We start from the raw sequence: 25,073 nt of genomic DNA on the forward strand, positions 1-25,073 counted from the left end.
AACCAATGCAGTAAAGGGGATCGCTGAAGATCACCCTGGAAATGAAAAAGACCCGGACGAGCTGGCAAGTTACGTTCCGGGTCTCATTTCATTAACACCAGGAAAACGGGAGGCGGGCGAAAGCCTGCCTCTCACTCCTGAAATAAAGATATCATTTCCCTCGATTTTTCCAAGCACTATCTCTTTTGTGCCATTTCATTTCCCACATTGTTCCACTAGTAATCATCACCGATGGTTTCTCTGGCCAGACAATGCCGGAGATTAAAAGGGAACACGGTGAGGCGTACCCAAAAGGGACCGAAACCGTGGCTGCCCCCGCAACTGTAAGCGGCGAGCGACGCCTGACTACGCCACTGATCGCAGGATCGGGAAGGCAAGGCAACGCTGAGACCCGCAAGCCAGGAGACCTGCCATCAAAATTGAAATTCGAACCGGACGGGGTGTGCCGGGAGCGAAGTGATAACCTGTCCGCATAGCGGAACGCCTTGCATGGCGCCGGGATCATCGCTGACGTTCCCCTACCCGTTTTAATGTTGGATAGGCATGAACGTTTCGCGCACCACTACAGCCCGTGTTCAGATTTTCCCGCCTTTTGCACAATCACCATTGACGATTGTTATAACATTACTATACCGCAAAGCCATGCTGAATGGATCGGATTATTTCTACGGCACGGGAGCAAGGGCATGACACATATTCAGCTCGATGCGAAAGCTGTGACCTATCAAACCGGCCCTCATATTCTCGTCGATGCTGCTTCTCTCAGCGTCAGATGCGGTGCCCGTCTGGCAATCATTGGCCCCAACGGCGCTGGTAAATCTACCCTTCTGCGCATGCTCGCGGGATTGCAACAGCCAACATCCGGCCAGATAGATTTCAACGGCAAGAATGTGGGGCATATGACACCCCTCGAACGTGCCCGGCAGTTCGCTTTCGTCGGTCAGACCGATGCACCGGACCAGCAACTGCTTGTCGAGGATTATGTATCGCTTGGGCGCATTCCCCATCTCGGCCTGCTTACAAAAGCGGCGGATCGGGAAATTGTCGAGGATTCGATGCAACGCGCAAGGATAACGCATTTCCGCCGCCGCCCTCTGGGTTCGCTATCCGGCGGTGAGCGTCAACGCATGCAATTGGCACGGGCGCTCAGCCAACAGCCTGCAATCCTGTTTCTGGATGAACCTACCAATCACCTCGACCCCAAAGCACGCAGTGAGCTGCTTTCGCTGGTAGCTGGACTGGACGTTACAACCATCGCGGTCCTGCACGATTTACCGCTTGTCGCGCCATTCGCAACCCATGTTGCCGTCATGCACAGCACGCAACTGGTAGCATCAGGCACACCGGATGAGACGCTGACACCGCGCATCGTCAGTGATGTATTCGATCTTGACGTGCTCCGCCTGCGCCATCCGTCACGCCAGCGCGACCTCATGGTCTTTGAAGCACCTGAACCAAATCACACTACCCATCCTCATCCACGGAGCATTTGATGAAAAAGTCTTTTCTCGCCTTCGCATTGACCGTGCTTTCAGCACCGGCCTTTGCCTTTCCTGTTACGGTTGATAGCTGTGGCAGGTCATTGACATTTGATGCGGCTCCCAAACGTGTTGTCGTTAACGATATCAATATGAGCGAGATGGCTTTTGCGCTTGGCTTACAGCCGCTCATGGTCGGCGTGACCGGCATCACCGGCTGGTACAAGCTCGATGATGCATTTATCAAGCAGCAAGGTTCCATACCGGAACTCGCACCCAAAAACCCGACCCTTGAAAACCTGATCGCCGTACAGCCGGATTTCTTCTTCGCGGGATGGAATTACGGCATGCGCGTCGGTGGTGAAGTCACACCCGATACTCTTGCGCCTTTTGGTATCAAGACACTTGAATTGACCGAAAGCTGCGTACATATCGACAAGAACCGCTCTGCCGCCACAATGGATCTCCTCTACGGTGATATCGAAAAGCTGGGCAAGATTTTTGGCAAGGAAGACCAATCCGAAAAGCTTGTTGCCGGCTGGAAAACTCAACTTGCCGAGATCAAAAAGAAGGTCGGTGCCAACAGCGGTACCCGCGTATTTCTTTACGATTCCGGCGAGGACAAGCCCTTCACGGCTGGCAAATTTGCCATCCCGACCGCGCTGATCAGCGAGGCTGGCGGCGTCAATATCATGGACGATCTTGAATCGAATTGGGCTACTACCTCATGGGAAACGGTAGCAGCGCGCAATCCGGAATTCCTCGTGCTTCTCGATTATCAGGACGATGCGGGATATAAAAAGCTCCTCGACTTCCTGAGAAGCCATCCGGCGATGAAAGAAACCGACGCTGTGAAGAACGAGCGTTTTGTCGCTCTCCGCTATGCCGAACTTACGCCCGGCCCAGCGAACATCGAAGCCATCGAGAAGATCGCCAAGGCAATGCACCCGGAAGCATTCTGAGTGCATCTCCAGACAGGAACAAAGCTCACGCTTGCAGCAAGCACGGTGCTGATCATCGTGCTTGCTTTGCTGTCCATTGCCTATGGGTCAACCTTCATCGCGCTTGGCGATGTCGTCAATGCGCTGGCGCACTTCTCCGGTCTCAGCGACCTGACCACGACAGTGCCCATCGAGCGGATCATCGTCGATCTGCGGCTGCCACGCGCCATTCTTGGTCTATGCGTCGGTGCCGGACTTGGTATCATCGGCGCAATGCTGCAGACAGTCACACGCAATGATCTGGCGGATCCATTCCTGTTCGGCCTGTCATCTGGTGCTGCAGCGGGTGCTGTTTCTGTTATCAGTATATTCGGCGACCGGTTCGGCGTGTGGACCCTGCCCATAGCCGCGTTCAGCGGCGGTATGCTCGCGGCCATAATCGTCCTGCTGCTGGTACGCCGCGTGCAGGGTCAGGGCCCGGAACGAATGATCCTTGCCGGACTTGCCGTCTCGTTCATATTCACCGCACTTGCCAATTACATGGTGTTTTCCGGTGATCAGCGCGCCGCACATTCCGTATTGTTCTGGACACTTGGCGGCCTCGGGCTTGCGCGCTGGGATAATCTGCCTCTGGCTCTGACTGGCCTGGTATCGATCCTGATCTTCGCCCTCTATAATCACCGCAACCTTGATGCATTTCTTGCCGGTGAAAACACAGCGGAAAGTCTTGGCGTGCGTGTCAATCGTACACGCAACATCGTGTTCATTGTCTGCGCTTTTTCAACCGCCATTTTCGTATCGGTCTCGGGTGTCATTGGCTTTGTTGGCCTGATGATCCCGCATATTGCCCGGCGCTTTTCCGGTCAGCTCCACGCCGGCCTGATTGTAACCTGCGCTCTTTTCGGTGCCATATTGCTGCTGATGAGCGATCTTACCGCAAGGCTGCTGCTCGCCCCGCAGGAATTGCCCATCGGTGTCGTTACCAGCTCCATCGGTGCATTTTTTGTGGTGACTCTGCTGCTACGGAAGCGGGCGGGATAATATTGTTTGCAGATCGACATTAAGAGGCATATGCTATGGCATATGCTAAGAGTGCGAGATTTCCATGATGCAAGAACGTCAAGTCAAATTATTCCGTAATGGACGCAATCAGGCTGTTCGCATTCCTGTAGAGTTTGAAATGCAGGGCGACACAGCAATCATGCATCGTGAAGGTAATCGTCTCGTCATTGAACCTGTTAAAAGACGGTCGTTGACCGAAATATTGGCGACACTTCCTCCACTTGGTGAGGAGTTCGCAGATATCAACAATGATGATCTCCTGCCCCTTCGCGATATTGACCTATGAGCCACCTATACATGCTCGACACGAACACAATCTCAGAACTGGTACGCCATCCTGATGGCCATGTTGCGAGAAAAGTTAGAGATAACGAGCATTTGGGTCTATGCACCAGCATCATCGTGTCCAGTGAGCTTCGTTTTGGCGTCGCGAAAAACAATTCAGAGCGCTTGCGTCTCCAAGTAGATGCGATCCTATCCGGCTTGGATGTTCTACCCTTCGAACATCCGGCAGATTATCACTATGGGAGAATCCGTGCCGAGTTGCATTCAATCGGCAAAATTATCGGGCCCAATGATATTCTTATAGCTGCACATGCCTGTGCACGCGGCACCATACTTGTAACAAACAATTTGAAAGAATTCAGCCGGGTTCCAGGTCTTAAAGCAGAAACCTGGTTATAGCCTGCCTCTTGCGACAAAGCCGGGGTTCGCAAAATCAGCGTCATCGGCCTGATTGCGGCGGCCATAGGTCAGCAATTCACCATCAAGCGTTAGCGTCACGCCACCAGCGGCTCGTAATACCGCATCTCCGGCAGCCGTATCCCATTCCATTGTGCGGCTCAGGCGCGGATAGATATCTGCCTCACCCCGTGCCAGCAGGCCGAACTTTATCGATGATCCAACGGAAACACATTCTTCAATGTCGAAATCCTCCAGATGCGCATCGGTTTCCGGCGTGCGATGCGAGCGGCTGGCAACCGCAATCATCTGGTCTGGCGCCTTGCGGCACGAAATCGACCGGGACGAGATGATGCCGCCGCTGTGATCGAGTGTAACTTCCTTTGCACCGTCCGGACCGCCAGTGAACAGCCAGCCGCGAACGGGAGCATAAACGACACCCAGCACAGGAATACCATGTTCAATCAGCGCAATATTGACCGTGAAATCGCCGTTGCGATTAACGAATTCCCGCGTTCCGTCCAGCGGATCGACGAGGTAAAACCTGTCACCAAGATCGCCGGGCACATGTCCGCCGGAAACTTCCTCCTCGGCAACGACGGGTATATCCGGTGTTGCGCGCCGCAATGCTTCAAGAATAATTGCTTCTGCCGCATGGTCGGCGGCGGTGACAGGCGACTTATCGTCTTTAAGTGCTACGTCGCAGCCTTCCTCATAGATGCGCAGAATTTCCAGTCCGGCAGCGATCGCGGTTGTTTCGAATACGGAAAGCAATGATCCGTAGTCGAGAGTTGGAAGTGCCGAATTTACTGTCACGTTCAGCCCTGTCTAAATCGACCACGAACTATGATCGAAATTAAAAATGATTCCGCGATCAGTGAGCAGTTTTTCTACTTCCGAAGCAAGTTCTTCGGTCGTCCGTCCAACTGTTTTCAGATGAAGCTCAGGGTGTTCCGGCGCCTCATACGGCGAATCCACGCCGGTGAAATTCTTGATCTCGCCGCGCAAAGCCTTCGCATAAAGCCCCTTCGGATCACGCCGTGCACATTCTTCGAATGGCGTATCGACATAAACTTCCATGAACTCACCATCGCCGAGCAACTCGCGAACCATGCGCCGTTCGGCGATAAAGGGCGAGATGAATGAAACGAGCACGATCAAACCCGCATCAACCATAAGCTTGGCAACTTCACCAACGCGGCGGATATTCTCCACCCGGTCTTCTTCAGTAAATCCGAGATCGCGATTGAGGCCGTGGCGGACATTATCCCCATCAAGAATATATGTGTGCTTGCCGAGCGCAGCCAATCGCTTTTCGACAAGATTGGCTACCGTGGATTTGCCCGAACCTGACAGGCCGGTAAACCATATCACAGCCGGTTTCTGATCCTTCTGACCAGCACGGGATGTTTTGTCGACATCGAGCGCCTGCCAGTGAACATTGGAAGCGCGGCGTAGGGCAAAGTCGATCATGCCGGCACCGACTGTCGCATTTGTCAGCCGATCAATAAGAATGAACGAACCAGTCGAGCGGTTGGATTTGTAGCCGTCAAAAGCGACTGCTTCCTGCGTCGAAATATTGACGACACCAACTTCATTCAGATCAAGCGATTTGGCCGCTTCCTGCGCGAAACTGTTGATATCGACTCGATATTTCAGATCAGTGATCGTTGCCGTGACCTGATCCGTTTCGGTACGCAGAATATAAGAGCGACCGGGAATCAGGGGCGCTTCGGAAAACCACACAAGATGCGCGGCGAACTGGTCAGCGACCTCGGGACGATTATCCGGAGATACCAGCATATTGCCGCGCGATACTTCGACCTCGTCCTCCAGAACGATCGTCACGGCCTGCCCTTCGCCGGCCGTATCGAGATCGCCGTCCCAACTTGCAATGCGTTTGACGCGTGAAGACTTGCCGGATTTCGCGACCACGATCTGATCACCCGGTGCAATTGTGCCGGAAGCTATGGTGCCTGAAAATCCGCGAAAATCGAGATTGGGTCTGTTGACGTACTGCACCGGAAACCGGAACGGGCGTGTGGCATCGGCATCGTCCAGCGCCACATTTTCCAGATGCTGCAACAGTGATGGACCCTGGTACCAAGGCAGGTTTTCAGATGGCGCAGTTACATTGTCGCCAAAGCGCGCTGAAAGCGGAATTGCCTGTATGGTTTTGAATCCGAGTTCGCTTGCAAACTCCTGATATTGTGTGACAATCGTCTCAAACACCTCCTGCGAATAATTCACAAGATCGATCTTGTTGATCGCAAGCACAATGTTGCGGATACCCAGCAGCGACGCGATAAAACTATGACGCCGCGTTTGACGCAAAATGCCCTGCCGCGCATCGACGAGGACAATGGCCAGGTCAGCCGTTGAAGCACCGGTTGCCATATTACGGGTGTACTGCTCGTGGCCCGGCGTATCTGCAACGATGAATTTACGCTTCGGCGTCGAGAAAAACCGATAGGCAACATCAATCGTGATGCCTTGTTCCCGCTCAGCTTCAAGCCCATCGACGAGCAATGCAAAGTCGATATCTTCACCATTGGTGCCATGTTTGCGGCTATCGTTCTGCAATGCCGCAAGCTGATCTTCGAAGATCAGCTTGGTGTCATAGAGAAGGCGACCGATCAGCGTCGACTTGCCATCATCCACCGAACCGCAGGTCAGGAACCGCAGCAGTGACTTCTTTTCCTGTTCTGCCATGTACGCGCTGATTTCATCAGCAGCGGACTGTGCCGCAGGGATTTCAATCTGGGCCAGTTTGCTCATCAGAAATAGCCCTCACGCTTTTTCTTTTCCATCGAACCGGCCTCGTCCCGATCGATCATGCGACCCTGACGCTCCGACGTTCTCGCGATCAGCATTTCGCTGACGATCTCGGGAAGTGTTGCCGCGTCGGATTCAACTGCTCCGGTTAGGGGATAGCAGCCCAGTGTACGGAAGCGCACCATTTTCTCCTGCAGAACTTCGCCCGGCAGGAGTTGCATCCGCTCATCATCACGCATGATCAGCATACCGTCACGCTCCACGACCGGACGCTTGGCGGCAAAGTACAGGGGAACAATCGGGATATTCTCCTGCATGATGTATTGCCAGACATCAAGTTCCGTCCAGTTGGAGATGGGAAACACCCGGATCGATTCACCTTTTGCCACGCGGGTATTGTAGATTTTCCACATTTCGGGGCGCTGGTTCTTTGGGTCCCACGAATGCTGGGCATTGCGGAAAGAAAAAATACGCTCTTTCGCGCGGGCCTTTTCCTCGTCGCGGCGCGCACCGCCAAATGCAGCGTCAAAACCAAATTTATCCAAGGCCTGACGCAGTGCGACAGTCTTCATGATGTGGGTGTGGGTGTTCGATCCATGCACAAAGGGGCTGATGCCCTGTTCAATGCCTTCCTGATTGCTATGGACCCGCAGATCAAAGCCGAGACGTTCAGCTTCTGAATCACGAAACGCGATCATCTCCCTGAATTTCCACGTGCTATCAATATGAAGGAATGGAAATGGCGGTTTGGCCGGATAAAAGGCCTTCATCGCCAGATGCAGCATCACGGACGAATCTTTCCCGATGGAATACATCATCACCGGATTGGCAAACGTAGCAGCAACCTCGCGAAAAATATGGATCGCTTCGGCTTCGAGACGCTGGAGATGCGTCAAATTCTTGGTCATGAAAATCACTATCCACTCATGTCGTCAGGGATAACACCCTGCAACGAATACCGACCAAACCCAAACGCAGTTCATCACGTTTCGGCAGCGGCCGCAAACATAGTGTAGCTGCCTGCTTTAGGAAAAGGATAGTTTCTCAGGGCAACATAAATCCGCGCCAATTTATTGCCCTTACATCGCAATTATCAGAACATCATTCCCTTTGCCCGACAATGCACCATCAACTCGTTTTAAAAGCGCTTCCCACTAGAAAATAAATCCTCACGGAATCAGCATATGGTTGTGACCGGGACCACCTTACAATTGACGAATGGAACGACCCGCCGTAGATGAGCAGACAATAATGGGATGCTGTTCGCATGGATATTTGCACATTCTGGTATGGCCCGCGGCTGAGAGAAGTTGACCGTGTCTGCCTCGCTTCAATGGCCCTGACTGGCCAGAGGGTAAAGCTGTATGCCTTCGAAGACATCGAAAACCTGCCGAAATCCGTCGAGCTGCACGATGCTTCAGAGATATTGAGCAAGGACTATTTTTACAGGCTTGATCCGGACTTTCCCGATATTCCAAAACATACTCGCGTCATTGGCCAGTTCAGTGATCTGTTTCGCGTCAGGCTGATGAAGAAACAGCAAGGTTTGTGGCTCGACACAGATATCTACCTGACCAAACAGTTTCATCCCTCGCCCGATCGTCCGTATCTGGCCCGGGAAAACTTTTTCCGCCTCGGCGTTTCCGCCATGTACCTTCCGCCGGATAATCCGGTCATCAAAGAATTCGATGATTACATGGAAAGTACGCAGATTGTTCCCCCGTGGCTTGGTTTCCGCCGACGCGTCCTGCGTCCGGCATGGTTCCGCCTGACCGGCAAGAAAGTTTCTCCAGCAATGGTCGGAATTACAGTTTTTGCCAATGACGGAATTTCCCGTCTGGCCAAACGCTATGGTTTCTTCAAGGACGGTGCTCCAAAGGAGAATTTCTATTACTGGACCGCCCGCGACGCGCTGCGTATCTATGACCCGGCCTATGGTCTTGAGCCGCTAAATCATCCGGACTTTATCGGCTTCCATATCCACAAAAAGGGGCCATCAAACGAACCGCCGGTAGAAGGCAGCTTTTATCACTGGGCGGTTCAAAGGGTCCAGCACCTGCTTTAGCCGGATCGGCTAGAGCAAATTTTGTTTATATAGAGCCATTCTGTTTCGTGGATGACGCGACAATCCACGCGGAAGGTAGCGAGGTCGATGTTTATCCATCGGACGCAGCTGCCTGACAAAGTGGTTGGCCGTCAGCCGGAAACCTGAAAGGCCGGGTGAATTCGGGCCAAATCCATCGGGTTTTATCATCGTCCGATGGGCAAACATCGGCCTCGTTAAACCCCTCGACCTTGCCCGCGAATTCCCTCCGGCAGAATGACTCCATATAAGCAAAAATTGCTCTAGAGCAATATCCCAAGGCCGTGTTTCTCCACCACAGCAAGCAATTTCAATGCCATGCCGCTCGGTCGCTTCGCGCCGCTTTCCCACTTTTGAACCGTTGATTCGCTTGTATTGAGATAGCTCGCGAATACAGGCTGGCTCACGTGATTACTCTCGCGCAATGCTTTGATGGCCTTCGGTTCAAATTCAGGAATAACGAGACAACTTTGATCGAACTCACGCATTGTGGCTTTGTCGATTGTGCCAGCGCGATACATCCCTGCTACGCCGCTGTGGATAGCTTCAAAAACATCACTTTTGAAATGGTTCTTCACGCTCACGTACATATCTCCAACAGTTCTTCCAGCTGCAATTCTTTTAGAATATCGGCGTCCGATTTACGGCCATAAAGTTCTGCAAAACGACGAAACTCCGTCAATTCAACCATTGTGATATTCGCTCGATCTTTCTTGGCAAACAAAAAAGCATAAACCCAATAATTCCCACCTTTTGCCAAAATTATTGAACGCCAAGCATTTTTTGCTCAACCGCTTCTTGAATACGCCGCCGCCTAAATCATCGGCCTGCCCCGTCATAACCTGTCCGATGGCTGTACATAGTTCAAAGTCATCAATACGGGCCTTTGCTGCGGCCTTTGCAAACCATGCTGTTTTGAAAATACGTTCACGCATAATAGATAGCACCCAGTCCTACTATTTTCAATATCAATAAAATATTAGCGCGATAAAAGCTGATCTCGAAAACAAGAGCAAGCTGCAGAAAACACTATAAAATTCAGAAGAAGATCTTGGCTGGGGCGGGAGGGTTCGAACCTCCGAATGACGGTATCAAAAACCGTTGCCTTACCACTTGGCGACGCCCCAACACGTCTGCATCGGATCATAAATCCTTATGCGACAGCGCGGCTTATAACCGTTGGTTCCAGCTTGTGCAACGTGAATGATCGGCCAGTTTGTCTCATCCCACAATTGTTTCCGCATTATTTTCATGACAAGGGTGCTGTATTGCATTTCTGACCGGGGACCAGCATTGAACACCATCATAATTCCATTCGTGTCCATTGCGATTGCAAGCGCAATTCTCCTCTGGTTTGCCATGCAGATGTTGCCGTCAAGCTTTCTGGGCGCTGCGATCACCGAGCGGTCGAACCATAGCCAGCCTGCGCGTCAGCTTGGTGGTCTTGCCATTGTCCCGGCTATCCTCGTTTCGCTTTGGATTTTCGGTGCTGATACAGGACTTCCTGTCCACTTCCTTGTACCTGCAACTATTGCTGCGCTGATCCTATGGGTCATCGGCTTTCTTGATGACCGGCATCATCTGCCGGAATCGATCCGTCTTGTATCGCAGTTGATCGCCTCGGTTATTGCCATTTATGGCTTGGGGGAGGATTTCCGGTTGCTGCCAGACTTTTTGCCGCTGCTGGTCGAGCGGGCGTTGCTCGTCGTGGCCTTGATCTACTTCATCAACCTTACAAATTTCATGGACGGCATAGATTTGATGGTCGTCGCAGGGCTGGGACTTCCCTTGGCGCTGCTTGCCGGCTTTTCCCTGTTTGGTCTGGTCAGTCTCGGAACAGGAAATCTCGCCATGTCCATTGCAGGCGGACTGGCTGGTTTTTCCTTTTTCAATCGCCCGAAGGCAACAGTCTTTCTCGGCGATTCGGGTAGTCTTCCAATTGGCCTGCTCAGCGGTCTTGCATTCTTCATGGCAGCGCGGGAAACGACCATATTGGCAGGGCTGATATTGCCGCTGTTCTTTATCGCCGACGCTACCTCGACCCTGTTCATGAGGCTGGCTGCGGGTGAAAATATTCTGGCCGCGCACTCCAGACATGCCTATCAGGTGGCCAAACGTTCAGGATGGCCTGTCTGGCTGATCATCACCAGCGTCGCAGCATTGAACATTCTGCTTGCAGCCTGTGCACTGTTCACCCTGCAATCAGGCTGGAGCGGCGCTCTCGCCACCATCATAGCTCTCGCCGCAGTAATTGCATTGCTTGTGCGGCTGAGAATCGGCAAGTCACAGAACTGAACGACAGCCTTCAGGAAGCCGCGATGGTATAAAGCAATTTACGCACGCTCTCCGCATCCTGTTTCGCTATCAGATTGCGCAGCTCATTAATCGAGCCCGGAAGATGATCAAGCGCATTGACGCGGCGCTGAGCCTGCAGGATTTTAGGATGCCGCGTTGGTGTCACGCTGTCCGGCTCGTAGAAGAGTTCTTCATGCAGTTTTTCGCCGTCACGAATGCCCACAGTGATGATCTCGATATCACCCTCAGGATTATTATTGTCCTTGATGGATAGTCCGGCGAGAAGCACCATGTTTTCTGCCAGGTCGCGAATGCGCACGGCTTCACCCATTTCAAGCATCAATATATCGCCACCACCAGAAAGCGCACCGGCCTGTATGATAAGCTCGGCGGCTTCGCGTACTGACATGAAGTACCGGGTCATCTCATCATGCGTCAGGGTAATAGGCCCGCCGCTTGCAATCTGTTCGCGAAACAATGGCACGACCGACCCGCTCGATCCGATAACATTGCCGAAACGAACCGAGGCAAACACCTGGCCGGTGTTCTCCGCCTGCGCCTGATTGCCATAATAGCGAACAATCAACTCCGCCCAGCGCTTCGTCGCTCCCATGACATTGGATGGGCGCACTGCCTTGTCGGATGAAATAAGCACAAAGTTGCGAACATTCGCCTCACGGGAGCATCTGACCAGAACTTCTGTTCCGATCACGTTGTTGCGTGCACCCTCCACGGCATTCTCTTCGACAAGCGGGACATGCTTATATGCAGCGCAATGATATACGTTCTCGACTTTATGCTCAGCCAAAACCCGGCGTATCAGGATTTCATCGCTGATTGACCCGAGAACCGGCAGCACAATGCAGTCGCTGATTGCATTCAATTCGCGCTGCAACTGGTAAATACTGTGTTCGTTGACATCGAAAATGATCAGTTTGGCAGGCGCCAGCTTTACAATTGTCCGGCACAGCTCCGAACCGATAGAACCACCGGCACCTGTAACAAGCACAACGCGCCCCTCGACGGTTTTGTCGAGTAGTTCAGGGTCAGCCGGAACCGGCGAGCGGCCGAGCAGATCATCAATATCAATGTCGCGCAGGTTGCTGACAATATATTTTCCAGCAGTAAGATCGGAAATTGCCGGGAGAATGCGCACTTTCACATCAAGCGCCTTGAGGCGGCCAACAAGCCTGCGCCGTTCGATACCGCTCAGCGCAGAGGTCGTGACGATCATCTCCTTGATGCCGAAATTCTCGACCAGATATTCGATTTTCGCAGGCGAATAGACCCGGATACCAAGAATATCCATGCCCTGCAGGCTTTTGTCATCGTCAATGAAACCGGCAACAAAAACTTCTTTCTGGGAGCGCAAGGCATTGGCCAGCTGGCGACCTGCATCACCAGCGCCAAAAATAACGCATTGACGCTCAAGTAGTTTGCCGCCCAAGGGGCTCCACAGAAGCCATTTTGCGGCAAAACGGCTGCCGCAGATAATGGCGATGCCCAAGACCCAATAAAGAAAGGGAATAGCGCGCGGGACACCGGCAGCACCCGTCATTTGCGTCAGGAACGCCAGACATACCCAAACGATGACCGCAATCGTCACCGCCTGAATCATGGTCCAGATTGCTTTGTCCGGCAGGTAACGGATAACAGCGCGGTAGAGACCAAAACGGATGAATATTGGCAATGCGATCAGCGGAGCAGAGATCATGAGCATGATCTGTTCGCCGTTCGGCATGAAGAACACACTGAACCTCAGCAAATAGCTGAGCCACACCGCAAATGTCAGTGTAACCATGTCGAAAATGACAAGCAGGACCTGCTTGTAACGACGCGGCATCATTGAGATGCTTTGCCGGAATGTTTCCAATTCTTTATTCCCCGGTATTCGCAATTAGGCCAGAGCAGTAGCATAGGTCGGCATAATTGCAATCTTTGTGTTGTGCATTAGCTCATCTCGCGATGCCCTGAATAAATTGGTGCGCCAACTTATCCAACACCCCGCCATTCGCCCTTAAAGTTCTGCCCTTTGGTACATGAGCAAGGAACATGGAATGGAACAGACTTCGAACCTCAAACTCCCCTATATCGCGCCCTCACAGGCACAAAAACACGTAACCCATAATGAAGCGATAAGGGCCCTCGACGCCTTGGTGCAGCTTTCTGTAGTGAGCCGCAATCTATCAGTTCCGCCAGTCGCTACGCCCGAAGGTGCACGTTACATTATCGGCGTGCAAGCTACGGGCCTTTGGGCGAACAGGGATAATCAAATCGCGGCATGGCAGGATGCCGCTTGGGCATTCTTCACTGCATTGGAGGGTTGGAACGTCTGGGTGGAGGAAGAAAAAAACTTTTTCGTTTTCCACCAGAAGAAATGGACCAGGATGGAAGTGAGCACCAATCCTGTGTCCCTTCTGGGTGTTGCAGCAACGGCAGACGATACAAACCGGCTCTCCATTAAAAGCCCCGCTTCGCTGTTTGATCATTCAGGGAGTGGTCATCAATTGAAGATTAACAAGGCCGACGACAATCAGGCCGCGTCCCTGTTGTTCCAGTCAAACTATCAGGGCCGTGCGGAAATGGGCACCATGTGGGGACGCGATTTTCGCATCAAAGCCAGCGCCGACGGCACACAATGGTTTGATGTGATGGTGGCTGACGGCGCAACCGGTCTTGCCCGTTTTCCCTCGGGCGTAGCTCATGCTGCTACGGGCAAGAAACAGTCCGGTTTCATTTTTCTGCCAGCGTCCGCTGTTGTGGCGACGATATTCCAGCCGCCTTCGGCTCCGGCAACGCCGACTGTAGTCTCGGTTTCAGGGAACCTTCTAAATCTCGGCGTCAACATGGCAGCTGCAATTTTCGCGACAAGCATGCGCGGTGCGGCGATGGTCCGCATCTGGAATACGACGCGCTCGCCAGCGCAATCCGCATGGGTGAAATGGGATACGACTACTGATCAGCTGCAGGTTTCAAATCCTGATCACATAAAATCGTGGCTCAAGGGCGATGCGATCCAGATTATCGATCCAGCCAAGAAAAATATCGCAGTCGATATCTCCCCGCTTATGCAAAAGGCTTTCGGCGCGGTGTTTTTGCAGGACGGCGTTTTGCTGAATGCAGGCCCGGCATCCGATATGACAATATTTTGCAATGAGCTTTCACCGATCTCGGCGAGCAATCTGGTTTATCTCAAGGGTGATGAAAAACGCAGTCTCATGGTTATGGGAGTCTATGGATAGCCACTGCATAAATCTTGTGCGTGGTTCGACGGGGCTCACCATGAGGAGGGTCAGTGATCTGCAGTGTTGCCAAGATATGGCTCCCTGCAATCATTCCACTTCCTCATGGTGAGCCCCGTCGAACCACGCACAACAGTCTTGCACTCAACTCCCCCGATAGGTCGAATACGACCAAGGCGTTACCAGCAATGGGACGTGATAATTGCCCTGAACATCCGAAATCGCGAACCTTATCGGAATATCCTCCAGAAACCGCGGCTCGGGCAACGAAACATTTTTTGCCTTGAAATACTCGCCCACATAGAATGTCAGCTCGTATTGTCCCACTGCCATGTCAGCGGAAGAGAGCAAAGGCGCATCCGTCCTGCCATCAGCATTGGTCACAACAGTTGCAAGCAACTGCCTCGCGCCATCCGCGTCTATGCGGTGCAATGTCAGGCGAACGCCTTCGGCGGGAAGGCCGTCTGCCGTATTCAGCACATGTGTTGATAGCTTGCCCATTGGAACCCTTTCAGGAAATCAAGTCGTCAAGACGAAAGCGTGCGATCTGGCTGATCTGATGCAGCGCCTCCAGCACTTCCTCACCGGAATTATTCTCAAGCCGTGTGCGGAAGGCCGTCATGATCGAATGTTTATCGTGTCCACGCACCGCCAGAATGAATGGAAAGTCGAACCTGCTTTGATAGGCATTGTTCAACGCATGAAACTCTTCAAATTCTTCGTCGGTTAACTTATCGAGGCCAGCGCCCTTTTGTTCAGATGTCGAGCTTGATGTGAGCTTGCCCTGCCGCGCCGCCTTGCCCGCAAGATCGGGGTGGGCGCGTATCAATCCAAGTTGCGCCATCTGCCCGGCTTTTTGAACCACGTCCACCATGGCTGAATGCAGTTGTTCAACACTTGAGAAAGGCCGCTGGTCAGCAACGCCTTCCGGAACCCAAGGTGAATGCTCGAATATGCCGCCCAGCGCTTCGATAAATTCATCGGGGCTTAGAGCATTCAATTGATCGAGATTCATTGTCATCCAGTTCATTTCCAATGGCACTGATGCCCGCGCGTGGTTCGACAAGCTCACCATGAGGAAAGTTTATTGATCGCAGGGCGCTTGATTTTGGCCGACTGCAATCCACCGCCCATCTTCATGGTGAGCTTGTCGAACCACGCATAATGATTTTGCCATCCATATACAGTAGAATCACGAATCCTTCAGCCTGCCTTTTGCTTCCCGCACTGAGCGCAAAACTGCTTCCGGAGTGGCGGGACTGTCCAGTTGTGGCACCGATCCGGCAATTGATGCAATCGCATCACGGATAGCAAGCCAGATTGAAATCCCCAGCATCAGAGGCGGCTCGCCAATGGCCTTGGAGCGAAATACCGTTTCCTCGCGGTTTGGCATATTGTCGAGGATACGCACGTTGAAAATTGGCGGCACGTCCCGTGAGCCCGGTATTTTATAGGTCGATGGCCCCACGGTTCGCAATCGCCCCGCCTTGTCCCACCAAAGCTCTTCGCACGTCACCCAGCCCATGCCCTGCACGAAAGCGCCTTCAATCTGGCCAAGATCGATTGCCGGATTAAGCGGCGAACCGACATCCTGCAAAATATCGGCGCGCAGGCAACGCGTTTCACCTGTCAGCGTGTCGATGGCAACTTCCGCCACTGCTGCTCCATAGCTGAAATAGAAAAACGGCCGACCCTTCATTGTCTTGCCGTCCCAATGGATTTTCGGCGTCGCGTAGTGACCGGCTTCCGAAAGCTGCACCCGTTTCGCCCAAGCCATTTTTGCCAGCTCGCCAAAGGAAACAGAGCGGTTGTCAGCGTGAACGCGGCCCTCGCGATAAATAATCACTTCTTCTTCGACATCGAAATGTTCGGCTGCAACGCGCGTCAGCCGCGCCTTGATTGCCGTTGCAGCCTTGAAAGCCGCCATGCCGTTGAGATCGGAACCCGTGGAAGCCGCAGTCGCGCTGGTATTGGGCACTTTACCCGTCGCGGTTGAAGAAATGCGAACCATGTCGAGCTCGACCTGAAACACCTCCGCCACGACCTGCGCCACCTTTACGAAAAGGCCCTGCCCCATTTCCGTGCCGCCATGGTTGAGAAAGATGGAGCCATCCAAATAGACATGTACAAGCGCGCCCGCCTGATTAAGCGAGGTCAGATTGAATGAAATCCCGAACTTTACCGGCATCATGGCGAGACCGCGCCGTATAACAGGATTTGCCGCGTTGTGCGCGTCGATTTCCGCACGCCGCTGCTGCCAATCGGCTGAAGCAAGCACTGCGTCAGTCACTTCGACGAGCCTGTTATCATCAACCTTCTGGCCGTAGGGCGTAGTATCGCCGGTTTCATCGCCGTAATAATTGACTGCCCGCACCGCATTCGGCTCAAGCTTCAACTCACGGGCAATTGTATCGATTATAGCCTCGATGGTGATAATGCCTTGCGGCCCGCCAAAACCCCGAAAGGCGGTGTTGGAAACCGTGTTGGTCTTGCAGGCATGGCCGACAAAACGGGCATGGGGGATATGGTAGGAATTATCCGTGTGGGTCAGCGCCCGCGTAATGACCGGCCCTGTCAGATCGGGCAGATTACCTGCACGCGCAAGATATTCCGCATCCAGACCCAGTATGCGTCCCCGTTCATCAACGCCCACCTTCCAGTTCACAACAAAATCATGCCGCTTGCCGGTTCCGGCCATATCGTCACGGCGTTTCAGCCGCATCTTGCAGGGTTTGCCGGTCTTTGCCGCAATCAGTGCAGCCGCTCCAGCGATAATGGTCGGCTGGCTTTCCTTACCGCCAAAACCACCGCCCATACGCCTTACCTGACATTCGACTGCATTGGCATGAATGCCCAAAATACCAGCCACATGGTGCTGGACCTCGGTTGGATGCTGCGTTGACGAATGCACCAGCATTTCGCCGTTTTCGCCGGGAATGGCATAGGCAATATGGGTTTCCAGATAGAAATGATCCTGGCCACCCATTTTGAGCTTGCCGGAAAAGACATGCGGCGCATCCGCCAGTGCCGTATCGACATCACCGTCGACGACCTCCTGTACAGGCACCACATAATTTTTGCGGCGATGCGCATCCTCAATATCAAGCACGGCCTCAAGCGGCTCAATATCCAGTTTGACCTTCTTGGCCGCCCTATAGGCCGTCTCAAAATCATTGGCGGCAACGACCGCAATCACCCGCCCCTCGTGATCGACAATATCTTCGGCAAACAAGGTTTCGCCCGTGTGGATCGGCCCGACCTCATTGTGACCGGGCACATCCTTCGCCGACCACACCCCTGCAACACCCTCCATTGCCAGCGCTTCGGTGGCATCGAAACTATTGAGTCTGCCGTGGGCTACCGGCGAAAGTACGAAGGCAGCATGCAATGTACCCGGCAGCTCGGGCATATCATCAATGTAGTTTGCTTCGCCCGCCACATGGCGTGCCGCGCTGTCATGGGCGATACCCTTGCCGACAATGCTGCGCTGAACGATTTTGGCGTCAGTATTCATAGCGCCATGACCTCGACTGTTTCACCAGCCACATCACGCCGGAACCGTTCTACAAGATTTGACGCAACTTGCAGGCGGTATTCCGCACTGCCGCGCCAGTCGCTCAGCGGCTGGAAACGCGCCGTAATGGCTGCGGCACAAGCATTTGCCGCCCGCTCGTCAAAGTCCGTTCCGACCAGCACCTGCTCGGCTTCGGTAGCGCGGAGCGGCGTTGCGGCCATGCCGCCAAAAGCGATACGCGCGCTACGTACTTGTCCATCTTCCCGGACAATGGAAAAGGCGCCGCAAACCGTCGAGATATCCTGATCATACCGTTTCGATATTTTGTATACTCGAAACTCCTGCCCCGGCTTTGGCTTGGGTATGGAAACCGAAGCGATCACCTCATTGGGCCGCAGTTCTGTCTTGCGGTAATCAAGAAAGAAATCTTCCAGCGCAAGGAAGCGGTGGCCACTGAGTGATGCCAGCTCAATCTCTGCACCGAGCGCAATCAAGGCCGGTGGTCCATCACCGATAGGACTGGCAGTTCCGATGTTCCCGCCAATCGTTCCCATCGAGCGGATCTGCGTTGATCCGAAGCGGCGAATGAGCGTGGCGAGCGATGGATAATGGCCGCCAACCCGCGCCAACACTTCTTCCCATGTAACCGCTGCACCGAAGCTCAGATGATTTTCGGTTTCGCGAACCTGCCGCATTTCGCGTACCGAACCAAGCGATATCACTTCATCCCAATCAGTATGATAGTCCGCAAGTGCGACACCAAGATCCGTGCCGCCGCCGAGGAGAATCGCCCCGGGCTTTTCGCTACGCAGGGTCAGCAGTTCATTCAGGGAAGCGGGCTGGTGAAAAACCGCGCCACCTTCGGCAAGCAGCGGCTGGGGTTCGATCTGTGCGAAAGCCGCTACATGCGGGCCGGTAATCTCAGCGCCACCGGCGGCAACAACCTTGCGCGCTGCCTCGACGATTGGTCGGTATCCTGTGCAACGGCAAAGGTTGCCCGCCAGCGCATCGTGGATTGCTTCATCATCCGCCTGCGGGTTGGCCGCCGCTAATCCCGCCAATGACATGACAATTCCGGGCGTGCAAAATCCGCACTGGGACGATCCATTCTCGGCCATAGCAGCCTGTATCGGATGTAGCTCACCTGTCTTCAGGCCCTCGACAGTAACCAGCGCCTTACCATCAATCTGGCCCATCGCGAGGATACAGCTATTGGCCGCGTGATATTTAACCTCACTGCCATCGACATGGCCGATCAGCACCGAGCACGCACCGCAATCGCCCTCAGCGCAACCCTCTTTGGTTCCGGTCAGGCGCGGTGCACTGCGTAGCCAATCGAGCACCGTGGTATCGGGCCGTACGCTGGCTTCGTGAATTTGACCATTTAGAAAAAAACGAACGGAATTTGACATGATATCAACTTCATCCGCCGCGGTGCCTGCGTCAAGAGGGAGTGAACAAAACAAGGTTAACTATGCAATGCCACAAATGCGTGGTTCGACGGGGCTCACCATGAGGAAGGTTGGTGGGCTGCAAATAATCCTCGACGCCACAAGATTTAACGCCCTTGCATTCATCCCACCTTCCTCATGGTGAGCCCTCCTGAGCTTGTCGAAGGGCGAACCACGCAGTAACGAGCATGCAACTTTTGGCTAATTGCCTTCCAATGATCCGTCTCTAAAATCCGGCATTTGACCGCGAAGAGCAACGATGGAAGTAACGGTTTACATTGTCCGATGCAGCGATAATTCCTACTATACCGGACTTACAAAACAAAACATCGAGGCCCGTATTTGGGAACATAATGCGGGAATCTGCGACGGTTACACGCGTTCCCGCAGACCTGTGGAACTCGTCTTTACCGAAACCTACAATTATATGTGGGATGCTATCGCACGAGAGCGGCAGATCAAAGGCTGGTCTCGTGTAAAGAAAGAAGCTCTTATCCGATTGGACTACGAGGGACTTCCGGCATTGGCCAAGAGCCATTCACGATAGCCCTTCCAGTTGCGAGGACACTGCAACAGCCAAGTGCGAGATTCGCCCTTCGACAAGCTCAGGAGGGCTCACCATGAGGAAGGTCAGGGGTTGGCGAGGAGCTAGTTTTGAGACGCTGCCGGTAAACCTGCAGTATCAACACCTTCCTCATGGTGAGCCCCGTCGAACCACGCAGTATACTGGTGCAGCGTATTATGTGGGAGCGTGCCAAACTAAACGAAGGGCGAACCACGCTGTTGCGATTTTGCAAATTTGCATGAGCCTGGCGAAACCACATGCACCAAGAATACAAGCGCCCCGAATATGAGACGCGCCTCAAATAACCTTGAGAAATTGAACCGGCACGGCATCAGTCAGCCAAACGCCGTTGTCAGCTTTCCAGAACTCGAAACCTTCCCGATGCATTTTGCCCGCGGCCACAAGCAAAAGGACAGGGCGTCCGTGTCGTCTCCCGACGGTCTCTGCAGTGGACTCATCAAGTGAAAGATGCACCTTCTGGCGTTTCCCCGGCTTCAGCCCGGATGCCAATATTGATTGCACCGATTGTTCGGTGGTACCGTGAAAAAGCTCTTCGGGTGGCTGCAAACTGACTAAACCCAGCTCCACTGCAACAGAATGCCCCTGCGCTGCGCGGATAAGCCTGCCATCGTCCGATATTGTAAAGCGCTTCTTGTCATTGGTTTCAACGACTTCGACAAGCGCCACTCTGTCAAATTTCATGCCTGCTTTTTCTGAGCGAAGCAGTAGATCGTCTATTTCTACCCAGCCGCCAGCATCGAGAGTGATCCCGAGTTTTGCCGGTTCATGACGGAGAACCAGACTGAGAAACTTGCTGATATCTTTTGCGCTGCGGGGAGATAACACGTCCTGAAATCCTGTTTAACTTCTAAACACTAGATCGCTCAATCCTGAAAACACTATCCGGCCAGAAATACTCTTCGAGATTGCTCCCTTCACCGCCGCGATCCACCACCAGAAAGTCGGAAGTCGTCTCTAGTGATATCAGCGGGTGATGCCAGACATTGCGATGGTAATTCACGCCCTGACTGCCCTGCGACAGAAATGCAACCGGATTGCCGGGCTTTCCGCCCTCATCCTTGCCGACCACCACCAGAAATGGCCGGTTTTGCAAAGGATAGAACGCCTGACTGCCGAGCGGATGGCGCTCCAGCATGCGGATATCAATTGGCGGCGTGAAAGCCTGCCCGCGGAAAATATTGATCAGAACGCGCGCCTGTTCGCCCGTTGCCTCAACTTTCGCAAGGTCATGATAACGCTCTGTTGTGCCGCCATTGATCAGGCGAAGCTCGGCGCCTGTTGTTTCGATCACATCGCCGAATGGCGCAAAAGCAGCCTTGGTCAGTGGCTGAACCTCAAGGGCGGTGATGTTCATGCCAGTGCCTTGCTATATCGATCCGGCGCGCTACCCACACATCATTGTGCTGCTGAACATAGTCGAGAAAACGCTCCAGCGCCGCAGCCCGCCCGGGCCGTCCAACCAGACGGCAATGCAATCCGACCGACATCATTTTCGGCGCGCCCTCCTGCCCCTCCCTGTAGAGCACATCGAATGTGTCTCTGAGATACGCATAAAACTGGTCGCCTGAATTGAAACCCTGCGGCGTGGCGAAGCGCATATCATTGGCGTCCAACGTATAGGGCACGATCAGATGAGGACCTTTCGGCCCCTCGATCCAATAAGGCAATTCATCCGCATAACTATCGGCGGAATAGACGAAACCGCCCTCTTCCATGACAAGCTTCAATGTATTGTCTGATGGCTTGCCCTGATAGATACCGAGCGGTCGCGAGCCGGTAATTTCGGTGTGCAGACGCACCGCTTCAAGAATGTGCTCGCGCTCTATCGCCTCAGGAAAGTCCTTGTATTCCAACCAGCGTAAACCGTGACTGGCGATTTCCCAATCGGCCTCTTTCATCGCGGCGACCGCTTCCGGATTGCGCGCCATGGCAAGCGTCACACCATAGACCGTGACAGGCATTTTGCGGCGAGTAAACAAGCGCCATAGCCGCCAGAAACCAGCCCGGGAGCCATATTCGTAAATGGATTCCATGTTGAGGTTGCGTTGGCCGGGCCAAGCCTGTGCCCCAACAATCTCGGACAGAAGGTTTTCGGATGCCGGGTCCTGATCAAGAATGCAGCTTTCGCCACCCTCCTCGTAATTCACGACGAACTGTACAGCCAGCTTGGCGCCGCCCGGCCACTTAGGGTCGGGCGTATTGCGGCCATAGCCTATCAGATTGCGCGGATAGTCTGCCAATAGAAATCAGCGGCGCTTGAGCAGCGATCCAAGCGCCGGAACAACAGCCGCGGCAAGGGCAAGCTTCAGTATATCGGCAACGATGAAAGGACCAACGCCAAAGGTGAAAGCTTTTTCGTAGCCGAAGAGGTATGCCATCCAGAAAAATCCGAAGCCGAGAATAAGTATTTCGCCGGCAAGCATGGCAAGACCCAATGCAATCGGATTGCGTGTGAAGCCCTTGTCAGCAGCGCGGCCAACGATCCAGCATGCAGCAACATAACCAACGAGATAACCGCCTGTCGGTCCTACCATATAGGCAAGGCCAATGCCCTTTTCCGGCGTTCCGGTGAAAACCGGCATCCCAAGCGCGCCTTCGAGCAAATAAAGTGCCATGGTGGCAACTGCGAGACGCGAACCATAGGCGGCGGAAATAGCGAAGACCGCAAAAGTCGTCATAGCCACGTTGACATAGACCATGTCGATTTTTGTCTTGGCAGCGAGTGTCAAAAGAGCCGCGCCAACAAAAGCGAGCGTGACAAACCAAACGGCTTTCGCCAGCTGGCCTTCCGGCTGGAATGTTTCTGCCAATGAGCGTGTTTGTGCAGTGATCATGATCTATCTCCCGTATTGGCTTTCGCCATCTTGGAGAAAAGGTATATTGAGGTTCATGCCGCACTGCAATAGTCCTAAAGGCGCATAAAGGTCAGCTGAATCCATGTCCCTTTCATTCGATAGCAAATTCGCGCCGCATTATGGCGAGGCCGTGAATATTGCGCCGCATGTCCAGCGGATTACCGTGAATAATCCGAGCCCGTTCACTTTTTACGGCACGAATTCCTACCTCGTCGGCAGGGATACGCTGGCACTGATCGACCCCGGCCCGCTTGACGATTCCCATAAGGCAACTCTTCTGCAAGCCATTGCCGGACGCCCGGTCAGCCATATTTTTGTCAGCCATACGCACCGCGATCACTCTCCCCTTGCAACAGTTCTCAAGGATGAGTTGGGCGCGTTGCTGGTGGCGGAGGGACCGCACCGTGCGGCACGCCCCCTGCATACGGGTGAGGTCAACCTGCTCGACGCCAGCGCCGACACGGATTTTGTTCCTGATATCATCGCCGCCGATAATACGGTCATCAATGGCGATGGCTGGGCGTTGCGGACGATACACACACCTGGACATACCGCCAATCACGCGGTTTTTGCTCTTGAGAACACAGGCATATTATTTTCGGCCGACCACATCATGGCATGGTCAACCTCCATCGTTGCGCCTCCGGATGGGTCCATGTCCGATTACATGGCTTCGCTCGACGTGATGCTTGAACTCGATTCGCGGGTCTATTTTCCCGGTCACGGCGGCGCTGTCACCAAGCCGAAAGCCTTTGTGCGCGGCCTGCGCGGGCACCGCAAAATGCGCGAACGCGCCATTCTTGAAAGGGTGCGTGCCGGAGATCAAACCATCGCGACCATGGTTGCCGCGATCTACCGCGATACAGATCCGCGCCTACATGGCGCGGCGGCTCTTTCCGTCCTCGCCCATCTTGAGGACATGGTGGCTCGCGGTCTTGTGCAGACTGACGGTAATGCCGCGATTGATGGCATTTACCGGATCTGAGTGTCAGGAATTATCAGCGGGAGGAACTTCCGTCGTTTCTTCTTCAGGCTGCACGCCCTGCACTTCCGTATCGAGAGCAGCCATGAAAGCTGTGATGCGGTCAGCATTCTCGCCAAGATCATGGGTGCCGTACCGCGAAACCGACCGCATATCGACATAGGTGGTTTCGCCTTCATCGCTCAGCCGGATGACGACATCGCTGGTAAAACCCAGAAGCCAGGTCCGGGCCACCACCCCGACCAGAATTTCCTCGGTTTCTCCCGGCTCCCCCTTCTGGCTGACAATTGTCCAGCCATTATTGGCGATAACAGTTTTGACTGCCGCCAGAATCCGATCCGGAGACCCGTCATAGCGACGGCCGGTCACCTCACGATAGGCGTTGGCCTGCAGGCTCCTGCTTTCCTGATCATTGATAACCGGGTTCATGTTTGCTGTACGCGCGCCCGTATCCAGCAATGCCGGCGGATCGGTCAGATCCGTCGAAACATCGTAAATGGTGGGCAGCACAAGGGCCTGATACAAGGTTGTCATGAACGGCACCAGAACGAGAAGTGCGATCACTGCCCCCCAAAAGGCCCGGGTAAATCCGATGTCCCCACGCCGCCACAGGCTGGTGAAACCTTTCAAGGCAAGCAGCAAAGCCAACAAGGCAAGTCCGGCAACGATGGCGAGCAGCCACAGGAATTCCGGTGTTTCGATTTGCTCGAAACGATGACCCAGCCCCGAAACCACGAAAAGCATGAGGCTGAGAAACGCAATGCGAACCGACCATTTTGCTGAAATCGAATGGCGGCGGCGCCATTGGCTTGAGTGTTGCGGTCGCATGGTTTCCTGAAATTCCGGTCAGTGACAGGCAAACAGCTAATCGTATTTTGCCAATGACACAAGCACATGGCGACCGGCTTCCCCTTCGTTTTCAAGGGGAAGTTATTGCGCGTATCTTGTATGAGTTACGCGATCACAGGCACATAAGCTCGCTTGGTTGATCATATTTTAAGCCAATGGCCGGATCTGTCCTGCTAATCTGGCCGTTTCAATATGCCCCGCGTAGCGTCGCAGATAAAGCGAGCGGTTAGACGCATCAACAAACGATATGTCTTACCAACCGTCCTTCGTGAGGAACGC

Annotated in this window: 23 protein-coding genes, 1 tRNA gene, 2 pseudogenes and 1 riboswitch; of the genes and pseudogenes, 10 read left to right on the plus strand and 16 right to left on the minus strand. The window is 53.7% G+C overall.

Annotated elements, in window-relative coordinates; all coding sequences use genetic code 11:
* The first annotated feature begins 215 nt into the window (after positions 1 to 215).
* A riboswitch (cobalamin riboswitch) is annotated at positions 216 to 430 on the plus strand.
* A gap of 256 nt (positions 431 to 686) precedes the next feature.
* From PMI41_RS22830 to PMI41_RS22850, 5 genes are all read left to right on the plus strand, one after another.
* Positions 687 to 1,493, plus strand: a complete 807-nt coding sequence (locus tag PMI41_RS22830) for an ABC transporter ATP-binding protein (RefSeq protein ID WP_008128856.1) — start codon at positions 687 to 689, stop codon at positions 1,491 to 1,493.
* Positions 1,493 to 2,440: an ABC transporter substrate-binding protein gene (locus tag PMI41_RS22835; RefSeq protein ID WP_008128857.1), complete on the plus strand. Its 948-nt coding sequence runs from the start codon at positions 1,493 to 1,495 to the stop codon at positions 2,438 to 2,440. The genes PMI41_RS22830 and PMI41_RS22835 overlap by 1 nt, the downstream gene beginning before the upstream one ends.
* Positions 2,441 to 3,460, plus strand: coding sequence for an iron ABC transporter permease (locus tag PMI41_RS22840; RefSeq protein WP_008128858.1), 1,020 nt, complete (start codon positions 2,441 to 2,443; stop codon positions 3,458 to 3,460).
* A 64-nt stretch (positions 3,461 to 3,524) separates the two neighbouring features.
* A complete protein-coding gene (locus PMI41_RS22845; protein ID WP_008128859.1) occupies positions 3,525 to 3,767 on the plus strand; it encodes an AbrB/MazE/SpoVT family DNA-binding domain-containing protein in 243 nt (80 codons plus the stop codon).
* Complete coding sequence (locus tag PMI41_RS22850) at positions 3,764 to 4,165, plus strand: type II toxin-antitoxin system VapC family toxin (protein WP_040856549.1); 402 nt, start codon at positions 3,764 to 3,766, stop codon at positions 4,163 to 4,165. The genes PMI41_RS22845 and PMI41_RS22850 overlap by 4 nt, the downstream gene beginning before the upstream one ends.
* Here the strand turns inward: PMI41_RS22850 and cysQ are convergent.
* Genes cysQ through cysD form a run of 3 tightly spaced genes read right to left on the minus strand, consistent with a single transcriptional unit; the run spans position 4,160 to position 7,845 of the window.
* Positions 4,160 to 4,978 (minus strand): 3'(2'),5'-bisphosphate nucleotidase CysQ, encoded by an 819-nt coding sequence (cysQ, locus tag PMI41_RS22855; RefSeq protein WP_008128862.1) that lies wholly within the window; start codon positions 4,976 to 4,978, stop codon positions 4,160 to 4,162. The genes PMI41_RS22850 and cysQ overlap by 6 nt on opposite strands.
* A gap of 12 nt (positions 4,979 to 4,990) precedes the next feature.
* Positions 4,991 to 6,940, minus strand: a complete 1,950-nt coding sequence (gene cysN, locus PMI41_RS22860) for a sulfate adenylyltransferase subunit CysN (RefSeq protein WP_008128864.1) — start codon at positions 6,938 to 6,940, stop codon at positions 4,991 to 4,993.
* Positions 6,940 to 7,845, minus strand: coding sequence for a sulfate adenylyltransferase subunit CysD (gene cysD / locus PMI41_RS22865; protein ID WP_008128865.1), 906 nt, complete (start codon positions 7,843 to 7,845; stop codon positions 6,940 to 6,942). The genes cysN and cysD overlap by 1 nt, the downstream gene beginning before the upstream one ends.
* A 359-nt stretch (positions 7,846 to 8,204) precedes the next feature.
* Between cysD and PMI41_RS22870 the strand changes: the two genes are divergently transcribed.
* On the plus strand, positions 8,205 to 9,002 hold the full coding sequence (locus PMI41_RS22870; RefSeq protein ID WP_008128867.1) for a capsular polysaccharide synthesis protein: 798 nt from the start codon (positions 8,205 to 8,207) through the stop codon (positions 9,000 to 9,002).
* Positions 9,003 to 9,283: 281 nt separating this feature from the next.
* On the opposite strand, the gene PMI41_RS22875 is transcribed toward PMI41_RS22870, so the two are convergent.
* From PMI41_RS22875 to PMI41_RS22885, 3 genes and pseudogenes are all read right to left on the minus strand, one after another.
* Positions 9,284 to 9,604, minus strand: coding sequence for a DNA-binding transcriptional regulator (locus tag PMI41_RS22875; RefSeq protein WP_008128869.1), 321 nt, complete (start codon positions 9,602 to 9,604; stop codon positions 9,284 to 9,286).
* Positions 9,601 to 9,955 (minus strand): annotated as a pseudogene (locus PMI41_RS22880) (type II toxin-antitoxin system RelE/ParE family toxin). Before PMI41_RS22880 ends, PMI41_RS22875 begins: the two are co-directional and overlap by 4 nt.
* Positions 9,956 to 10,072: 117 nt before the next feature.
* Positions 10,073 to 10,147: transfer RNA gene (locus tag PMI41_RS22885), tRNA-Gln, on the minus strand.
* A 166-nt stretch (positions 10,148 to 10,313) separates the two neighbouring features.
* Between PMI41_RS22885 and PMI41_RS22890 the strand changes: the two genes are divergently transcribed.
* Positions 10,314 to 11,315, plus strand: coding sequence for a hypothetical protein (locus tag PMI41_RS22890; RefSeq protein ID WP_040856584.1), 1,002 nt, complete (start codon positions 10,314 to 10,316; stop codon positions 11,313 to 11,315).
* Positions 11,316 to 11,325: 10 nt separating this feature from the next.
* On the opposite strand, the gene PMI41_RS22895 is transcribed toward PMI41_RS22890, so the two are convergent.
* The gene (locus PMI41_RS22895) at positions 11,326 to 13,161 is read right to left on the minus strand and encodes a nucleoside-diphosphate sugar epimerase/dehydratase (RefSeq protein WP_008128875.1); all 1,836 of its coding nucleotides are present in this window, start codon (positions 13,159 to 13,161) and stop codon (positions 11,326 to 11,328) included.
* Positions 13,162 to 13,372: 211 nt separating this feature from the next.
* Here PMI41_RS22895 and PMI41_RS24420 point away from each other — a divergent pair, with 211 nt between their 5' ends.
* A complete protein-coding gene (locus PMI41_RS24420) occupies positions 13,373 to 14,557 on the plus strand; it encodes a DUF2793 domain-containing protein (RefSeq protein WP_008128876.1) in 1,185 nt (394 codons plus the stop codon).
* 144 nt (positions 14,558 to 14,701) lie between these two features.
* Here the strand turns inward: PMI41_RS24420 and uraH are convergent, their stop codons facing one another.
* From uraH to xdhA, 4 genes are all read right to left on the minus strand, one after another.
* Entirely contained in the window at positions 14,702 to 15,058 is a 357-nt protein-coding gene (uraH, locus tag PMI41_RS22905) for a hydroxyisourate hydrolase (protein WP_008128878.1), read from the minus strand.
* A gap of 10 nt (positions 15,059 to 15,068) precedes the next feature.
* Positions 15,069 to 15,578, minus strand: coding sequence for a 2-oxo-4-hydroxy-4-carboxy-5-ureidoimidazoline decarboxylase (uraD, locus tag PMI41_RS22910; RefSeq protein ID WP_157179474.1), 510 nt, complete (start codon positions 15,576 to 15,578; stop codon positions 15,069 to 15,071).
* 171 nt (positions 15,579 to 15,749) lie between these two features.
* The gene (gene xdhB / locus PMI41_RS22915; RefSeq protein ID WP_008128881.1) at positions 15,750 to 18,071 is read right to left on the minus strand and encodes a xanthine dehydrogenase molybdopterin binding subunit; all 2,322 of its coding nucleotides are present in this window, start codon (positions 18,069 to 18,071) and stop codon (positions 15,750 to 15,752) included.
* Positions 18,068 to 19,483, minus strand: coding sequence for a xanthine dehydrogenase small subunit (xdhA, locus tag PMI41_RS22920; RefSeq protein WP_008128883.1), 1,416 nt, complete (start codon positions 19,481 to 19,483; stop codon positions 18,068 to 18,070). Before xdhA ends, xdhB begins: the two co-directional genes overlap by 4 nt.
* Before the next feature lie 298 nt (positions 19,484 to 19,781).
* On the opposite strand from xdhA, the gene PMI41_RS22925 reads away from it, so the two are divergent.
* A complete protein-coding gene (locus tag PMI41_RS22925) occupies positions 19,782 to 20,069 on the plus strand; it encodes a GIY-YIG nuclease family protein (RefSeq protein WP_008128885.1) in 288 nt (95 codons plus the stop codon).
* A gap of 315 nt (positions 20,070 to 20,384) precedes the next feature.
* Here the strand turns inward: PMI41_RS22925 and PMI41_RS22930 are convergent, their stop codons facing one another.
* The 4 genes and pseudogenes from PMI41_RS22930 to PMI41_RS22945 all read right to left on the minus strand — a co-directional run bounded on the left by PMI41_RS22930 (position 20,385) and on the right by PMI41_RS22945 (position 22,942).
* Positions 20,385 to 20,933, minus strand: a complete 549-nt coding sequence (locus tag PMI41_RS22930; RefSeq protein WP_008128888.1) for an RNA 2'-phosphotransferase — start codon at positions 20,931 to 20,933, stop codon at positions 20,385 to 20,387.
* Positions 20,934 to 20,955: 22 nt separating this feature from the next.
* Positions 20,956 to 21,462, minus strand: a complete 507-nt coding sequence (locus PMI41_RS22935) for an ureidoglycolate lyase (RefSeq protein WP_008128890.1) — start codon at positions 21,460 to 21,462, stop codon at positions 20,956 to 20,958.
* Positions 21,446 to 22,348 (minus strand): annotated as a pseudogene (puuE, locus tag PMI41_RS22940) (allantoinase PuuE); the annotation flags it as partial. The gene PMI41_RS22935 and the pseudogene puuE, both read right to left, overlap by 17 nt.
* 6 nt (positions 22,349 to 22,354) lie before the next feature.
* Positions 22,355 to 22,942, minus strand: a complete 588-nt coding sequence (locus PMI41_RS22945; protein WP_008128893.1) for a biotin transporter BioY — start codon at positions 22,940 to 22,942, stop codon at positions 22,355 to 22,357.
* Positions 22,943 to 23,045: 103 nt separating this feature from the next.
* On the opposite strand from PMI41_RS22945, the gene PMI41_RS22950 reads away from it, so the two are divergent.
* Positions 23,046 to 23,948 (plus strand): MBL fold metallo-hydrolase, encoded by a 903-nt coding sequence (locus PMI41_RS22950; protein WP_008128894.1) that lies wholly within the window; start codon positions 23,046 to 23,048, stop codon positions 23,946 to 23,948.
* Positions 23,949 to 23,951: 3 nt separating this feature from the next.
* On the opposite strand, the gene PMI41_RS22955 is transcribed toward PMI41_RS22950, so the two are convergent.
* On the minus strand, positions 23,952 to 24,773 hold the full coding sequence (locus PMI41_RS22955) for a DUF1499 domain-containing protein (protein ID WP_008128896.1): 822 nt from the start codon (positions 24,771 to 24,773) through the stop codon (positions 23,952 to 23,954).
* Between the last annotated feature and the right edge of the window lie 300 nt (positions 24,774 to 25,073).

Source organism: Phyllobacterium sp. YR531, from assembly GCF_000282595.1.
In the GTDB taxonomy this organism is placed as follows: Bacteria; Pseudomonadota; Alphaproteobacteria; order Rhizobiales; family Rhizobiaceae; genus Phyllobacterium.